We start from the raw sequence: 15,512 nt of genomic DNA on the forward strand, positions 1-15,512 counted from the left end.
GCGCTCAGGCTCCGGCGGCTGCGGGGGGAGTGCAGTCCTCCACGACCCAGGTGTCCTTGCTGCCGCCGCCCTGCGACGAGTTGACCACCAGCGACCCCTCCTGGAGCGCCACCCGGGTGAGCCCGCCGCGGGTCACGTAGCTGCGGCGCCCGGTGAGGATGAAGGGCCGGAGGTCGACGTGGCGGTCCTCGATCTTGCCGTCGCACAGGGTCGGGACCGTGGAGAGCGACAGGATCGGCTGGGCGACCCAGCGGCGGGGGCTGGCCTCGATGGCGGCGCCGACCAGCGCCAGGTCCTCGTCGCTGGCCTGGTTGCCGATCACCAGCCCGTAGCCGCCGCTCTCGTCGGCCGGCTTGACCACCAGGTCGCGGAGGTTGGCCAGCACGTGGTCGCGCTCGTCGGCGTAGCAGCAGCGGTACGTCGGGACGTTGGGCAGCAGCGGTTCCTCGTCCAGGTAGTAGCGGATGAGGTCGGGCACCCAGGCGTAGACGACCTTGTCGTCGGCGACGCCGGCGCCCGGGGCGTTGGCGATGGCGACGTGCCCGGCCTGCCAGGAGCGGAGCAGGCCGGGCACGCCGAGGAGCGACGTGGGCTCGAACACCTCGGGGTCGAGGTAGCGGTCGTCGACGCGGCGGTACAGCACGTCGACGCGCTGGGGGCCGGCGATCGTGCGGGCGTAGAGGTGGTCGTCGGGGGCGACGAACAGGTCGCGGCCCTCGACCAGCGGCAGGCCCATGCGCTGGGCGAGGAAGCTGTGCTCGAAGTAGGCGGAGTTGTGGAGGCCGGGGGTGAGCACGGCGACGGTTGGCTCGGCGACGTCCGGGGCGAGCGAGGCGAGCAGGCCGAACAGCTCGTCGGGGTAGTCGTCGACGGGCTGGATGCTCTGGTGGGCGAAGAGGTCGGCGAAGGCCCGCTTCGACACCAGCCGGTTCTCCAGGAGGTAGCTGACGCCGGACGGGACCCGCAGGTTGTCCTCCAGCACGTACACGGTGCCGTCGGCGTCGCGCACCAGGTCGCTGCCGCAGATGTGCGCCCAGATGCCGTAGGCCGGTCGCGCGCCGCGGCACTCGGGGCGGTAGTTGAGGGAGCCCTCGAGCAGGTGGGCGGGGAAGACGCCGTCCGCGACCACCTGCTGGTCGTTGTAGATGTCGTCGATGAAGCGGTTGAGGGCGGTGAGGCGCTGCTTGAGACCGGCCTCGATGTGCCTCCACTCGGTGGCGTCGATCACCCGGGGGATCACGTCGAAGGGCCAGGCGCGGTCGATGCCGCGGCCGTCGGAGTAGACGGTGAAGGTGATGCCCATGCCGAGGATGTCGAGGTCGGCGGCGTCCTGGCGGGCCTGCAACTCCGACAGGCCCAGGCCGCGGAGGTGCTCGACGAGGGCGCCCGCACCCTGGCGGGGCTCCCCGTCGTGGTCGAGCATCTCGTCCCAACCCCGGCGACGCGAGCGGCGCCGTTGGCGTTCCCGCTGCTCCCGCTCGGCGATCGTCATGTGGCGAGTGTCAGGCCACGGTGTGTCCGCGCTGTTCATCCCCTGTGACACCCGCGTGAACGATGGCGACCAGGGGAGCTCCGTCGGCCCGAGCCGCCCCGAGGGTCACACGACGGCGACGGCGTCGATCTCGACGAGGAACGCGCCCCCCAGGCCGGCGACGACGTGGACCGTGATGGCCGGCGGTGGGTCGGCGGGGTTCCACGCCTGCTGGAAGGCGGCGACACCCTCGTCGAACCCGTGGCCGTCCACCACGGCGATGGTCCAGTGCACGATGTTCGCCAGGCTCGCCCCCTCGCTCTCGAGGATGGTCGCGAGGTTGCGGAACACCTGGGCGGACTGCTCCCCGACGGTGGGGCCGACGACCTTGCCGTCGGCGTCGACGCCGTTCTGGCCGCCGATGTAGATCGTCTTCGCCGGTTGTTCGACCACGACGGCCTGGCTGAACGCCGGGCTGCGGTGGAGTCCCTCGGGGTTGATGTGCCGTGTGCTCATGTATCGCTCTCCTCGGATGCCAACACCTGTCTTAGTGGTGTTGTTCGTGTGCCAGTTATAGTGGTGTCGTGCGAGCGAGCGCAACCGGCCGGGTGCTGCACGACCCCAAGGGAGGGTCGTTCCGCTTCGACGCCGGCGCCGTCTGCCTGGACTTCGCCCACACGGGTGGCGAGGGCCGGTACGCGGTGTTCGAGACCCTCCACGAGCCTGCCGTCCTGGGCGAGTGGCTGGCCCAGCCGCCGCTGGCTGCGGTCACGACGGTCCCCGTGACGGCCCGCGAGCTGGCCGCGGCCAAGGCCCTCCGCCAGGCGATCTGGGACGCGGCGCACGCCCGGGCGGCGCGGCGCCCGCTCCCTGCCGGGGCGGTGGCGACCATCAACCGGGCCGCCGCCGCGGCGCCGCTGGTCCCCGAGCTGCCCGCCGGCGCCACGACCGCGGGGTGGGCGGCGCCGGTGCGGGCGACGCAGGCGCTGTCGACGCTGGCGCGGGAGATGATCGAGCTGCTGTCCGGGCCGCTCTCCGAACGCATCCGCGAGTGCGCGAGCGACGACTGCCCGCTGGTGTTCGTCGACTCGTCCCGCCCCGGCGCCCGGCGCTGGTGCGCGATGGAGCGCTGCGGCAACCGCCACAAGCTCCGGGCTCTCCGCGCCCGGCGGGCCACGGACCCGTGACGCCGAGGGGAAGCGGGGCCGGTAGGCACCTGTCTGTCACATCCTTCCGGCGCGATTCGTCAATGAAGCGACCACGACGAGAGGAACGACATGGAACCACGCATGAGCCATCCCGTAGCCGTCGTCCCGGGTGCACTGGAGGCCCTGCAGGGGCTGAGCAAGGCGGCCGCCAAGACGGGCGTACCGCACACCACGCTCAAGATGGTGTCGCTGCGGGCCAGCCAGATCAACGCCTGCAGCTTCTGCGTCGAGATGCACGCCCGGGAGCTGCGCGAGGCCGGCGAGTCCGAGGAGCGGATCGCCACCGTGGCCGCCTGGCGGGAGGCGCCCTGGTTCAGCGACGCCGAGCGGGCCGCTCTGGCCCTGACCGAGGCGGTGACCCGGATCGCCGACCGGCCCGAGTCGATCACCGACGAGATCTGGGCGGAGGCTGCCGAGCACTACGACGAGTCGCAGCTCGGGGGCCTGCTGCTCGACATCGGCGTCATCAACGTCTGGAACCGCCTCAACGCCGCCACCCGCAGGCCCGCCGGCTCCTGGTAGGCCCGCAGTAGCTGGTCAGGCGAGGACGGAGTCGAGCTGTGCCGCCCGGGTGGCGAGGTCGTCGATGGCGATGGGGTCGGCCAGGGCCGGTGCGACGTCGGCGACGGCTCGGTGGCTGGCGGCGGTGAGGTGGACGGTGCCGTCGTCGTCGATGTGATCGATGCCGTCGCCGCTGGCCATTCGCTCGTTGAAGGCGATGGCGTCAGCTTCGGAGAGGCCGGGTGGGAGATCCAGGGCAACGGAGCCGTCGACGATTCGGACCGGGTATCCGCCGGGCAGCCCTGCCGGTGCGGCGGTGGAGTGGCGCAGCGGGCCGGCGCCGGGCAGCAACGCCTCGAGGACGGGGATGACTGCGGCCGCGGTGACGATGTTGTAGCGCGGTCCGGGCGCGAGGGGTGGTGCCTGGTAGGCCAGGGAGTCGTCCCGCTGCCCGTCCTCGCCGAGATGGACGCGACAGCGCTGTTCCGGATCGGTGGGCTGGCACGCCTGCATCACGTCGGTGACCTGGGCGTGGTGGCCGAGCACGCGGATCAGCGGCGTGGGCTGGTCCGGGTGGGCGGCGCGCAGCGCGGCGCGGACCCGCAGCTGCATCATGGCGGCGTTGCCGAGGCCGACGGTGGGTGCCAGGTCGAGGCGGGCCAGGATCGGCCCGGTCACGTCCGGGAAGGACAGGTTCGCCACCGGTCCGGTGTGGCCGGCGTCGCGCACGGCCCGCATGACCGACAGGATGAGCGGGAGTTGGTAGGGCAGCCGCAGGCCGAGACCGGCCGAGGCGATGGCTCGGGCTGCAGGATCGGTGCGGCCGGTCATCGCCCAGGGGCTGCGCAGCGAGGCACAGTGCACGACCAGGTCGGCGCGGGTGGCGGTGAGCAGCTCGGCCACCTCGTCGGGCCGGGACGCGTCGAGCCGGATCGCCTCGACGAGGCAGTCACGGGCGCTGGCCACGGTCGCCGCAACGGCATCGCCCGCGGTTGACCGGCCCGCCACCACCAGCCGCCGCACCTGACCACCGGCGGCCAGCCCGTCGGCGACCCGCTCGCCCATGTCGCCCGCGCCGATGATCAGCACCGTGGTCATCGGGCGACGGTAGCCCCCTGCCGCACCCGGACCGGCCGTCCGGTCAGGTCACCCGACGATGAACCAGTCGCCGTCCTGGTAGCGCAGGAGGTAGCTGCCCAGGGTGTCCTCGCCGAAGGTGACGTCGGCGACGACGGCCTCCACCGGGACGAAGACCTCGCCGGCCGCGCGCTCCTCCACCAGGGAGGCGTCGACGGTGGCCTCGCGGAGGGCCGCCGCCTGCTCGTCCGAGATCATGTCGAACACCATGCTGTAGCCCGCCTCGCAGGTGAAGCCGTCCTCCTCGGCGAGCTCGGCGATCGGGCCGGCGATCTCGCACACCGTGTCGAGGTCCTCCGCGCCCAGCGCGTGCAGGAACTCCTCGTAGCGCGCGATGGCCGCCTCGACGCTCTGCGACGCCGGCTCCCCGCCGCCACCACCACCCGGCGACCCACCGCCGTCCGGTGGCTCCCCGCCGTCTGGCTCCTCCTCGCCACGCGGGGCCTCCTCGCGCGTGGGCGTCGCCCAGACCACGCCGGAGTAGGAGCTGGGGTCGACGGTGCCGATCTCGCCCTCCTCACGGGGCTCGATGCGGCCCTGCTCGTCCTCGGTGACGATCAGCCATCCCGTCGGGTCGCCGCCGGTCATGCCCTCCAACGGCCGGGCACCGATCACCGCGGTCGGGTCGACCTGCTCCCAGGTGTCGCCGTCCGCCCGCCACACGCCGGCCGACCCGTCGGTCGGGCACTGACCCTCGGCGTTGGGCGCGAGGTACTCGGCCGTGGCGTACAGGTTGCCGCCGTTGAAGAACAGCTCCCGGAAGACGACGTCCTGGGGGAGGTCGGGCGCGGCGACCTGGGTCAGGTCCACGGCGTCGAGGACGACCGCCTCCTGGACGTCGGCGCAGGTGCCTCCCTCGAGCGGGCCCTGGTTGACGTAGGCGAGCCGCTGCTCGGCGGCGTCCACCGCGACGCCGCCCCGCCAACGCCCGACGATCGGTTGGGAGGCCTGCGACTCACCCGAGAAGGGATCGACCACCCACAGCGTGTCCTCCGCCTCCAGGTCGGGACCGCTCGTGTGCACGATCAACGAGCCGCCGACGGAGGCCTGCAGGCCGGCGCCGACGCTGTCCTCGGCGCGGGGGACCGTCAGGTCGACCGTGCCCTGGGGCTCCAGCGTGGTGGGTGACCAGCGGGTGAGCGTCCAGGCCTCGGTGTCGAGGGTGACGACGAGATCGCCGGTCCGACCCTCGTCGCCCGGGTCGGTGACGGCGGCGTCGTCCAGGTAGGCGATGTAGTTCTGGGCGCACTGCTGGCAGTCGGCCTCGACCAGCTCGCTGCCTTCGCCACCCCACGAGAACAACGTCGTGTCGTCGACGCCGACGAGGCGGCTGTGGTCGTCGGACCAGACCACGTCCGTGATCGAGTGGTCGCTGCCGACCTCACGGACCGGGTGGCTGGTGTCGCCGTCGAACGCGTACAGGGTGCCGTCGTGCACGTAGGCCGCCTGGGTGCGGCCGGCCAGGTCCTCGGACGGGCGCGACAGCGTGGAGCGCAGCTCGTCGATCGCGGCGTCGACGTCGACGAGCCCGTGGCCGATGCCGACGTCGTCGCGGTCCTGCTCGGACACGCCCTCGGGGTCGGCCGTGTCGATCAGCGCCTGGCTGATCTCGTCGCCGGTGGCTTCCGGGACGGCGGTCCGCACCGCGGCCGCCAGCGCGGCGACATGGGGCGCGGCCGCCGACGTGCCGTTGAAGCCCTCGTACTCACCGTCGCGAGCAGTCGTCTCGACCAGGTCGGCGACGTCGCCTCCGCCGGGTGCGACCAGGTCGACGTCCTCGTTGCGGGACGAGTAGCCCGCCAGGTCCCGATCCTTCTGGAGCGCACCCACCGCCACCACCCCCGGGAGCGAGGCCGGCACCTGGATCTGGTTGTCCGAGGCGCAGCCGCCCAGCACCTCGTTCACGACGTCGCCGTCACCGCAGTTGCCGCCGCTGGAGACCACCACGACGTCGTGGCTGCGCGCGAACTCGACGACCGCGACCGCGACCCGCATGGTGTCGTCGTCGTAGTCGTCCGTCGACTGCCCGAGGGACATGTTGATCGCGTCGGCGCCGTGGTTGACGGCCCAGGGCAGCGCCACCCGCCACGAGTCGGGGTTCTGTTCCTCGTCCTTCAGGTCGACCGGGACATCGAGGATCGTGGCTGCGGGGACCACGCCGACGATGCCGCCGTTGTCACGGCGCGCCGCGACGATGCCCGCCACGGCCGTGCCGTGGCCCAGCGGGTCGAGCGTGCTCTCGTCCGGGACGGACCGGCGCCCGACGACCGCATCGCCGAGGTCGGGATGAGCGGCGTCGATGCCCGAGTCGATCACCGCGACCACCATGCCGGTGCCGTCGGGCCACGGCAGGTCCGGTGAGCCCTCGGGCGCGCCCAGCATGTCCAGCGCCCACTGGTCCTCGCGGCGGTCGTCGACCTGGTCGGCCGCGGCTGCAGGGGTGGCGGGCGCCGCCGCGACCACGCTCGGGTCGTCGTCCAGCTCGGCCAGGCGGGCGTCGACCTCGTCCTCGGCCACGTACTCGGTGCTGGCGTCCAGACAGGTGTCGTCGACCCGCACGACCTCCAGCGCCACCAGCGCCTCGTCGCCGGGCGGCGCGGTCGGCTCGCCGGCGCAGGCCGGATCGGGTGCGGCCTGGTGGATCAGCTCCAGCTCGTCGTCGCTGAACAGCCGGGCGACCAGGTCCTCGTCGCCGGTGGGGCCGTCGTCGCCGCCGTCGTCGTCGCCGCGCAGCGCGACGAACGCCACGACGGCCAGGAGCACGACGCCCACGACCCCGAGCCCCATCAGCAATCGACGTCGACGCACCTAGAACTCCCAGCTCGCGATCAGGGTGGACCTCCGCACCCACCCGCGGCGCAAGGTGCGACGACGATACCCGCCGGTCGACGCGGTCCGAACGCGGTCCGCGCGTGCCTCGGCCCCGGGTTTCTGGCCGGCGACCCGGCTTGACTGTCACACCCCCTCGGTACGGTGGAGGCGTGAGTTCGATCTCCAGCTCCGTGCCGCAGGTTCTGTCGAAGCCGTTCCGGGTGGTGTCCGACTTCGACCCCGCGGGGGACCAGCCGAAGGCGATCGAGGCGTTGAGCGAGGGCATCGACCGGGGCGATCGCTACCAGACGCTGCTGGGCATCACCGGGTCGGGCAAGAGCGCCACCATCGCCTGGACCATCGAGCAGGTGCAGAAGCCCACGCTGGTGATCGCCCCCAACAAGTCGCTGGCCGCCCAGCTGGCCAACGAGTTCCGTGAGTTCTTCCCCGACAACCGGGTGGAGTACTTCGTCAGCTACTACGACTACTACCAGCCCGAGGCCTACATCGCGTCCTCCGACACGTACATCGAGAAGGACTCGAGCGTCAACGACGACATCGACCGGCTGCGGCACTCCACCACCGCCGCGCTGCTCACCCGGCGCGACGTGATCGTGGTCGCCTCCGTGTCGTGCATCTACGGCCTGGGGTCGCCCGACGAGTACCGCGAGCAGGTGCTCTTCAAGCTCAAGGGCGAGGAGATCGATCAGCGGGCCTTCCTCCGCCGCCTGGTCGACATGCAGTACGAGCGCAACGACATGAACCTCACCCGGGGCAAGTTCCGGGTGCGGGGCGACACCATCGAGATACACCCGGCCTACGAGGAGAAGGCCCTGCGCATCGAGCTGTTCGGCGACGAGATCGAGCGCATCACCGAGGTCGACCCGCTCACCGGCGAGCAGATCCGCGAGCTGGACGATCTGTGGATCTACCCGGCCACGCACTACGTCACCGGCGAGGAGCGGATGCGCAAGGCGATCGTGCGCATCGAGGCCGAGCTGGCCGAGCGGCTGGCGTGGTTCGAGAAGCACGGCAAGCTGCTGGAGGCCCAGCGGCTGCGCATGCGCACCCAGTACGACCTCGAGATGATGCAGGAGGTCGGCTACTGCAACGGCATCGAGAACTACTCGGCGCCGATCGACGGTCGGGGGCGGGGGGAGACGCCCAACACCCTGATCGACTTCTTCCCGAAGGACTACCTGCTGGTCATCGACGAGAGCCACCAGGCGGTGCCGCAGCTCCACGGCCAGTACGAGGGCGACCGCAGCCGCAAGGAGCAGCTGATCGACCACGGCTTCCGCCTGCCGTCCGCGGCCGACAACCGGCCGCTGCGCTTCGAGGAGTTCAGCGACAAGGTCAACCAGGTGGTGTTCCTGTCGGCCACGCCGTCGGCCTACGAGCTGGAGATGTCGTCGCAGGTGGTCCAGCAGGTCGTGCGCCCCACCGGCCTGGTCGACCCCGAGGTGATGGTGCGGCCCACCAAGGGGCAGATCGACGACCTGGTCGAGGAGATCAACAAGCGCATCGAGCGCGACCAGCGCGTGCTGGTCACCACGCTCACCAAGAAGATGGCCGAGGACCTGTCCGACTACCTGCTGGAGCTCGGCCTGCGGGTGCGCTACCTGCACTCCAACGTCGACACGATCGAGCGGATCGAGATCCTCCGAGCGTTGCGCCTGGGCGACTTCGACGTGCTGGTCGGGATCAACCTGCTGCGGGAGGGCCTCGACCTGCCCGAGGTGTCGCTGGTGGCGATCCTCGACGCCGACAAGGAGGGGTTCCTGCGCAGCGAGACGTCGCTGATCCAGACCATCGGCCGGGCGGCCCGCAACCTGGAGGGCCAGGTGATCATGTACGCCGACAAGGTCACGGACTCGATGCAGCGGGCCCTCAGCGAGACCAACCGGCGCCGTGGCCTCCAGCTCGCCCACAACCAGGAGCACGGGATCAACCCGCAGTCGATCGTCAAGGCGGTCACTGACATCCTCGCCTACCTGGGTCGGTCCTCCGACGACACGGCGCCGGTGCCGGGCAAGGGCCGCCGCCGGGGTCGACCAGGGGCCACCGAGCGGCTCAACGCCGAGCTGGCCAACCTGCCGCCGTCGGAGCTGGGCCGCCTCATCCAGACCCTGGAGGAGGAGATGCACGAGGCCTCCGCCGACCTGCGCTTCGAGTACGCCGCCCGCCTACGCGACGAGATCCAGGAACTGAAACGAGAGCTCCGCGACGCCAGCCGCTGACCCTCCCGCGGCCCCAGCTGCCAGCCGCTAGGTAGGGGGTTGGCGAGTCGTTTCTGGTCGTTCGGTAGTTCTTGAATCATTTGTGATCGGTCTCCGACCATGAACGACTCGACTGTGGGTTGGTGACTACAGATGACTCGGGCCGGGACGGACGCCGGTGGTCGCAACCCCTGACCTGGAGGCATCATGGCCAAGCTCATCTACACGGCGATCACGTCGCTCGACGGCTACATCGAGGACGGGGAGGGCCGGTTCGACTGGGCGATGCCCGACGCCGAGGTGCACGCGTTCGTCAACGACCTCGAGCGGCCCGTCGGCACCCACCTCTACGGCCGGCGCATGTACGAGACGATGGCCGTCTGGCAGACGGTCGGCCTCGAGCCCGCCGGAACGGCGCCCGAGGAGCTCGACTTCGCCGAGGTGTGGCGGGGCCTGGACAAGGTCGTGTACTCCCGGACGCTCGACGCCGTGTCGACGCCCCGCACCCGGCTCGAGGGCGAGTTCGACCCCGAGGCCGTCCGCCGCATGAAGGAGGCCGCCGACCGCGACATCAGCGTCGGCGGCCCGGGCCTGGCCCAGCACGCCTTCCGGGCCGGGCTGGTGGACGAGGTCCACCTGTTCGCGTTCCCGATCGTCGTCGGCGGCGGCAAGCCGGGCCTGCCCCGGGACGTCCGGGTGGAGCTCGAGCTGCTCGACGAGCGGCGGTTCGGCAACGGCGTGGTCCACATGCACCACCGCACGCTGTGAGCGCCACGTAGCGACCAAAACACGCGCCCGAACATCCGTTCCCTGGTTGCATGGGGGCGCTAGCGTGGTGTGCCGTGGCTGATTCGCTGGTGATCCGGGGTGCGAGGGAGCACAACCTCCGCAACGTCTCGCTCGACCTACCCCGTGACAGGCTCATCGTCTTCACGGGCCTGTCCGGGTCGGGCAAGAGCTCGCTGGCGTTCGACACCATCTACGCCGAGGGCCAACGCCGCTACGTCGAGTCGCTGTCGTCGTACGCCAGGCAGTTCCTCGGCCAGATGGACAAGCCCGACGTCGACTTCATCGAGGGCCTGTCGCCGGCCATCTCGATCGACCAGAAGTCGGCGTCCAGGAACCCCCGGTCGACGGTCGGCACGATCACCGAGGTCTACGACTACCTCCGCCTCCTCTACGCCCGCATCGGCGTCCCGCACTGCCCGGAGTGCGGCGCCACCATCACCCGGCAGACCCCGCAGCAGATCGTCGACCGCATCGTCGAGCTGCCCGAGGGCACCCGCTTCCAGGTGCTCGCCCCGGTGGTCCGGGGTCGCAAGGGCACCTACGAGACCTTGCTGGCCGACCTGTCCGCGCAGGGCTTCGCCCGCGCCCGCATCGACGGCGAGCTGCACGAGCTCACCGAGAAGGTCGAGCTGGCCCGCTACGAGCAGCACACCATCGAGGTGGTGGTCGACCGGCTGGTCCGGCGCGACGGCATCGAGCGTCGCCTCACCGACTCGCTGGAGACGGCCCTGCGCCTGGCCGACGGCATCGCCGAGGTGCAGATCGTCAACCGCAAGGGCGAAGGCGAGGGCGGCACCGAGGACGGCTTGGGCGACGACACGATGACGTTCTCGCAGCACCTGGCCTGCCCCAACGGCCACGGCAGCTTCGACGAGCTGGCGCCCCGCAACTTCTCCTTCAACTCGCCCTACGGCGCCTGCGAGACCTGCGACGGGCTCGGCACCCGCTTCGAGGTCGACCCCGAGCTGGTGGTCCCCAACCCCGAGGCCACCATCGAGGAGGGGGCGATCGCGCCCTGGGCCGGGGGCAACCAGCGCTACTTCCACCGGCTGGTCGCCGCGGTCGCCGACGAGGTCGACGTCGACATGGCTACGCCGTGGTCAGCGCTCAACAAGCGCCAGCGCGACGCCTTCATCTACGGCAAGGGCGTCGACAAGGTGTGGGTGCGCTTCAAGAACCGCTACGGCCGCGAGCGCACCTACCACGCCAACTACGAGGGCGTCATCCCGTACCTGCAGCGCCGCCACGGCGAGGCCGACTCCGACAGCAGCCGCGAGCAGGTCGAGGGCTACATGCGGGAGGTGCCGTGCCAGGTGTGCGGCGGCGCCCGGCTGAAGCCGCTGTCGCGGGCGGTCACGATCGACGGCAAGTCGCTGCCCGACATCTGCGGCTTGTCGATCGGCGACGCCGCGGCCACGCTCACCGGGCTGGAGCTGTCCGAGCGGGACCGGCTCATCGCCGAGCGGGTGGTCAAGGAGATCAACGCCCGCATGGGCTTCCTGCTCGACGTCGGGCTCGACTACCTCACGCTGTCCCGCTCGGCGGCCACGCTGGCGGGCGGCGAGGCCCAGCGGATCCGGCTGGCGTCGCAGATCGGATCGGGCCTGGTCGGGGTGCTCTACGTGCTCGACGAGCCGTCGATCGGCCTGCACCAGCGCGACAACCACCGGCTCATCGAGACGCTGATCCGCCTGCGCGAGCTGGGCAACACCGTGCTGGTGGTGGAGCACGACGAGGACACCATCAAGGTGGCCGACCACGTGGTCGACATCGGCCCGGGAGCGGGGGAGCACGGCGGCGAGATCGTCCACACGGGCACGGTCAAGCAGCTGCTGCGCAACAACAAGTCGATCACCGGCCAGTACCTCGCCGGCAAGAAGAGCATCGCGGTGCCGGCCCAGCGCCGCCAGCCCAACGAGCACTGGCTCACCGTGAAGGGCGCCCGCGAGCACAACCTCAAGAACGTCGACGCCCGCTTCCCGCTCGGGTGCTTCGTGGCGGTCACGGGCGTGTCGGGCTCGGGCAAGTCGACCCTGGTCAACGACATCCTTTTCCGGGCGCTGATGCAGAAGGTCTACAAGTCGAAGACGCCGCCGGGCCTGCACACGTCGGTCCAGGGCATCGACCTGCTCGACAAGGTCATCGACATCGACCAGTCGCCGATCGGGCGCACCCCCCGGTCGAACCCGGCCACCTACACGGGCGTGTTCGACCACGTCCGCAAGCTGTTCGCGGCCACGCAGGAGGCCAAGGTGCGGGGCTACCTGCCGGGCCGGTTCAGCTTCAACGTGAGCGGCGGCCGCTGCGACGCCTGCGCCGGTGACGGCACGATCAAGATCGAGATGCACTTCCTGCCCGACGTGTACGTGCCGTGCGAGGTGTGCAAGGGCGCCCGCTACAACCGCGACACGCTCGACATCACCTTCAAGGACCACAACATCGCCGACGTGCTGGCGCTGAGCTGCGAGGAGGCCGCCGAGTTCTTCTCGAACCAGCCGGCGATCTCGCGGCACATGCGCACGCTGGTCGACGTCGGCCTGGGCTACGTGCGGCTGGGCCAGCCGGCCACCACGCTCTCGGGCGGCGAGGCGCAGCGGGTGAAGCTGTCGAGCGAGCTGGCCAAGCGCTCCACCGGCCACACCATCTACATCCTCGACGAGCCCACCACCGGCCTCCACTTCGAGGACGTGCGCAAGCTGCTCACGGTGCTGTCCCGCCTGGTCGACCAGGGCAACACGGTGCTGGTCATCGAGCACAACCTCGACGTGATCAAGACGGCCGACTGGGTGATCGACCTCGGTCCCGAAGGCGGCAACGGCGGCGGCGGCATCGTGGCCACCGGTCCGCCCGAGGAGATCGTCAAGGAGCCCGCCAGCTACACGGGCCAGTTCCTGGCGCCCCTCCTCGGCCTCGACCGCCCCGGCGTCTGAGCCCGCCCCCGGCGAAATCTCGACAGAACCGGTCGCTATGGCGCCACTTCTGTCGAAGTTTCGGAACGGAGGGCGGGCCTACGCCTCGGTGAGGTAGGTCACGACGGCCCGGACGCGGCGGTTGTCGGCGTCGCTGGGCGGCAGGTCCAGCTTGTCGAAGATGGCGCCGACGTGCTTCTCGACGGCCCGCTCCGACACGACCAGGCGCTCGGCGATCGCCCGGTTCGAGCGGCCCTCGGCCATGAGGTCGAGGACCTCGCGCTCGCGCGGCGTGAGGCGGTCGAGGACGCTGCGCCGGCGGCTGCTGCGGACGAACTGGGTGACGACCTCGGGGTCGAGCGCGGTGCCGCCCCGAGCCACCCGGCCCAGGGCGTCGACGAACTCGGCGACGTGGGCGACCCGCTCCTTGAGCAGGTAGCCGACGCCGGCGGCGCCGGTCTCGAGCAGCTCGGACGCCCAGCGGGTCTCGATGTGCTGCGAGAAGACGAGGATCCCGACGTCGGGATGGGTCCGGCGGAGCTCCAGCGCCGCCCGGAGGCCCTCGTCGGTGTGGGTGGGCGGCATGCGGATGTCGACGACGGCGACGTCGGGCCGGTGCTCCTCCACCAGCCGGAGCAGCCGGTCAGCGTCGCCGGCGGTCCCGACCACCTCGATGCCGCGGGACACGAGCAGCTCGGCCAGGCCTTCGCGGAGGATCACCGAGTCCTCGGCGAGGACCGCCCGGAGCGGCGCCGCGGCCGTCACAGCCGCACCGGGAGCCGGGCGGTGATCACGGTCGGCCCGCCGGCCGGGCTGGCCACGGCGAGGGTGCCGTCGACGGCGTCGAGGCGGTCGCGCAGGCCCCGTAGCCCGCTGCCGGCCCCGATCCGGGCGCCGCCGCGGCCGTCGTCGGCGACCCGCAGCCGGAGGAGGCCGTCGTCGGAGTCGGCGGTGACGTCGACACGCACGGAGTCTGCCCCGCTGTGCTTGGCGGCGTTGGTGATGAGCTCGGCGACGCAGAAGTAGACGACCCGCTCGATCGCCGGGCTGGGGCGCTCGGGCAGGTCGACGTGGACGTCGGTGGGGATGCCGGCGTCGGCGGCCAGGGTCGGCAGGGCCTCGGGGAGGCCGCCGTCGAGCGCCACCGGGTTGATGCCGCGGGTGAACCGGCGCAGCTCGGTGGTGGCGTCGCCGAGCTGCGTGCGGGCCCGCTGCACCAGCTCCTGGGCCTTCTCGAGTCGGCCGCCCTCCAGGGCCTCGTCGGCGAGCGCCAGGCTGAGGGCGATGGCGACCAGCCGGGCCTGGGTGCCGTCGTGGAGGTCGCGCTCGATGCGCTGCAGGGTGGCGGTGGCGTCGGCGGCCACCTCGGAGCGGGCGCGTTCGAGGCGCTCCTGGCGGGGCGACGCGGCGATCGGGGCGAGCAGGGACCGGGCCAGCCAGCGGTTGACGTCGGCCGTGGTGCGGGTGGCCCACGGGGCGACGGCCAGCAGTGCCACGCCGGCGAGGCAGCCGGTGACGACGAGCCACCAGGTCAGCTCGTTGCCCATGAACACCGGCGAGAGCACGGGCAGGCCCACCAGGAACGCCCCGTAGAACCAGACGAAGGCCCCGCCGACGAACGTGAGCACCGCCACCGGCACCCGGACCAGCAGGTAGATGACCGTGCGCCAGGTGACGACGTCGGTGAGAGCTGCCCACACCCCCCAGCCGACGGGGTCGGGGGGCGGCGGCGGATCGGCGACCCGCTCGTCGAGGAGCCGCTCCGTGACCCGCCGGTGCACGGTGCCGAGCCCCCGGGTGAGGCGGAAGCCGGCGGCGACGACCGGTAGGCCGATCACCGTGAGGGTCAGCAGGCCCCCGAGGTAGAGGAGGGCCGCTGCGTAGAGCCCGCAGGCCACGGCCAGCGGCAGCCCGGCCACGGCGAAGGCGACGTCCCCGGCCCGCACCGCCCACCACCCGCGCCCGGAGCGGCCGGTGACGGGCACGTTGGTCGGCGGGACGTCAGGCCGGTGCACGGTCGCCCTCCAGGGTCGCGAGCACGCGACGACCGGTGAGCAGGAGGCTGGGCGCCGCGAGCACGACGGTGGCGGCAACGATCGCGGCGTACGACGCCATCGGCACCGAGGGTAGTGGGGAGCCGGTCGCGCCCAGGCTGAACGTGGCCAGCGTGACCGCACCCACCGCGGTCCCCAGCATCAGGCCGACGAGGACGACCAGCGCCGTCTCGGCGACGAGCATGCGCCACAGCTCGTCCCTGGTGGCGCCGAGCAGCTCCAGCAGCCGCAGCTCCCGGCGCCGCGACGCGGTCAGCGCCACCAGGGTGTTTACGACGGCCACGGCGGCGAGCGACACGAACATGGCCAGCTCCACCAGCCGCAGCCAGTTCTCGTCGGGATCGGAGAACCCGGTGAGCTCCTGGCTCGGGTTGGGGGTGGACGCGTCCTCCATCGTCGGGCCGACGAACAGG

At 71.7% G+C, this 15,512-nt stretch carries 12 protein-coding genes; 5 read left to right on the forward strand and 7 right to left on the reverse strand.

Annotated elements, in window-relative coordinates; all coding sequences use genetic code 11:
- Nucleotides 1-4: 4 nt before the first annotated feature.
- Nucleotides 5-1,492 carry a circularly permuted type 2 ATP-grasp protein gene (locus tag VK611_13390; protein HMG42325.1) on the reverse strand — a complete coding sequence of 496 codons (1,488 nt, stop codon included), beginning with the start codon at nucleotides 1,490-1,492 and terminating at the stop codon, nucleotides 5-7.
- Between the two features lie 105 nt (nucleotides 1,493-1,597).
- The gene (locus tag VK611_13395; protein ID HMG42326.1) at nucleotides 1,598-1,987 is read right to left on the reverse strand and encodes a RidA family protein; all 390 of its coding nucleotides are present in this window, start codon (nucleotides 1,985-1,987) and stop codon (nucleotides 1,598-1,600) included.
- Nucleotides 1,988-2,055: 68 nt separating this feature from the next.
- Here VK611_13395 and VK611_13400 point away from each other — a divergent pair, with 68 nt between their 5' ends.
- Together VK611_13400 and VK611_13405 are read left to right on the forward strand one after the other, a co-directional pair.
- Nucleotides 2,056-2,658 (forward strand): CGNR zinc finger domain-containing protein, encoded by a 603-nt coding sequence (locus VK611_13400; protein ID HMG42327.1) that lies wholly within the window; start codon nucleotides 2,056-2,058, stop codon nucleotides 2,656-2,658.
- A gap of 102 nt (nucleotides 2,659-2,760) precedes the next feature.
- Nucleotides 2,761-3,201, forward strand: coding sequence for a carboxymuconolactone decarboxylase family protein (locus tag VK611_13405; GenBank protein ID HMG42328.1), 441 nt, complete (start codon nucleotides 2,761-2,763; stop codon nucleotides 3,199-3,201).
- A 15-nt stretch (nucleotides 3,202-3,216) separates the two neighbouring features.
- Here the strand turns inward: VK611_13405 and VK611_13410 are convergent, their stop codons facing one another.
- Together VK611_13410 and VK611_13415 are read right to left on the reverse strand one after the other, a co-directional pair.
- On the reverse strand, nucleotides 3,217-4,278 hold the full coding sequence (locus VK611_13410; protein HMG42329.1) for a saccharopine dehydrogenase NADP-binding domain-containing protein: 1,062 nt from the start codon (nucleotides 4,276-4,278) through the stop codon (nucleotides 3,217-3,219).
- Between the two features lie 48 nt (nucleotides 4,279-4,326).
- Nucleotides 4,327-7,104: a S8 family serine peptidase gene (locus tag VK611_13415; protein HMG42330.1), complete on the reverse strand. Its 2,778-nt coding sequence runs from the start codon at nucleotides 7,102-7,104 to the stop codon at nucleotides 4,327-4,329.
- A gap of 194 nt (nucleotides 7,105-7,298) precedes the next feature.
- Between VK611_13415 and uvrB the strand changes: the two genes are divergently transcribed.
- From uvrB to uvrA, 3 genes are all read left to right on the forward strand, one after another.
- Complete coding sequence (gene uvrB / locus VK611_13420) at nucleotides 7,299-9,368, forward strand: excinuclease ABC subunit UvrB (GenBank protein HMG42331.1); 2,070 nt, start codon at nucleotides 7,299-7,301, stop codon at nucleotides 9,366-9,368.
- Nucleotides 9,369-9,554: 186 nt separating this feature from the next.
- Nucleotides 9,555-10,115, forward strand: a complete 561-nt coding sequence (locus VK611_13425; GenBank protein ID HMG42332.1) for a dihydrofolate reductase family protein — start codon at nucleotides 9,555-9,557, stop codon at nucleotides 10,113-10,115.
- A gap of 74 nt (nucleotides 10,116-10,189) precedes the next feature.
- Nucleotides 10,190-13,066, forward strand: a complete 2,877-nt coding sequence (gene uvrA / locus VK611_13430; protein HMG42333.1) for an excinuclease ABC subunit UvrA — start codon at nucleotides 10,190-10,192, stop codon at nucleotides 13,064-13,066.
- Between the two features lie 78 nt (nucleotides 13,067-13,144).
- Here uvrA and VK611_13435 read toward each other — a convergent pair whose 3' ends face one another.
- The 3 genes from VK611_13435 to VK611_13445 form a co-directional block, all read right to left on the reverse strand.
- Entirely contained in the window at nucleotides 13,145-13,810 is a 666-nt protein-coding gene (locus VK611_13435; protein ID HMG42334.1) for a response regulator transcription factor, read from the reverse strand.
- A complete protein-coding gene (locus VK611_13440) occupies nucleotides 13,807-15,060 on the reverse strand; it encodes a sensor domain-containing protein (GenBank protein ID HMG42335.1) in 1,254 nt (417 codons plus the stop codon). The genes VK611_13435 and VK611_13440 overlap by 4 nt, the downstream gene beginning before the upstream one ends.
- On the reverse strand, nucleotides 15,047-15,512 hold a 466-nt coding region (locus VK611_13445; protein ID HMG42336.1), incomplete at its 5' end, for an FtsX-like permease family protein. The genes VK611_13440 and VK611_13445, both read right to left, overlap by 14 nt.

Source organism: Acidimicrobiales bacterium, assembly GCA_035316325.1.
Taxonomy (GTDB): domain Bacteria; phylum Actinomycetota; class Acidimicrobiia; order Acidimicrobiales; family VFJN01; genus DASXTK01.

Bases quoted from the DNA above. Each gene is read 5' to 3' on its own strand.
- VK611_13390 (HMG42325.1), bottom strand. From the start codon at position 1,492: ATGACGATCGCCGAGCGGGAGCAGCGGGAACGCCAACGGCGCCGCTCG.
- VK611_13395 (HMG42326.1), bottom strand. From the start codon at position 1,987: ATGAGCACACGGCACATCAACCCCGAGGGACTCCACCGCAGCCCGGCG.
- VK611_13405 (HMG42328.1), top strand. From the start codon at position 2,761: ATGAGCCATCCCGTAGCCGTCGTCCCGGGTGCACTGGAGGCCCTGCAG.
- VK611_13410 (HMG42329.1), bottom strand. From the start codon at position 4,278: ATGACCACGGTGCTGATCATCGGCGCGGGCGACATGGGCGAGCGGGTC.
- VK611_13415 (HMG42330.1), bottom strand. From the start codon at position 7,104: ATGGGGCTCGGGGTCGTGGGCGTCGTGCTCCTGGCCGTCGTGGCGTTC.
- VK611_13425 (HMG42332.1), top strand. From the start codon at position 9,555: ATGGCCAAGCTCATCTACACGGCGATCACGTCGCTCGACGGCTACATC.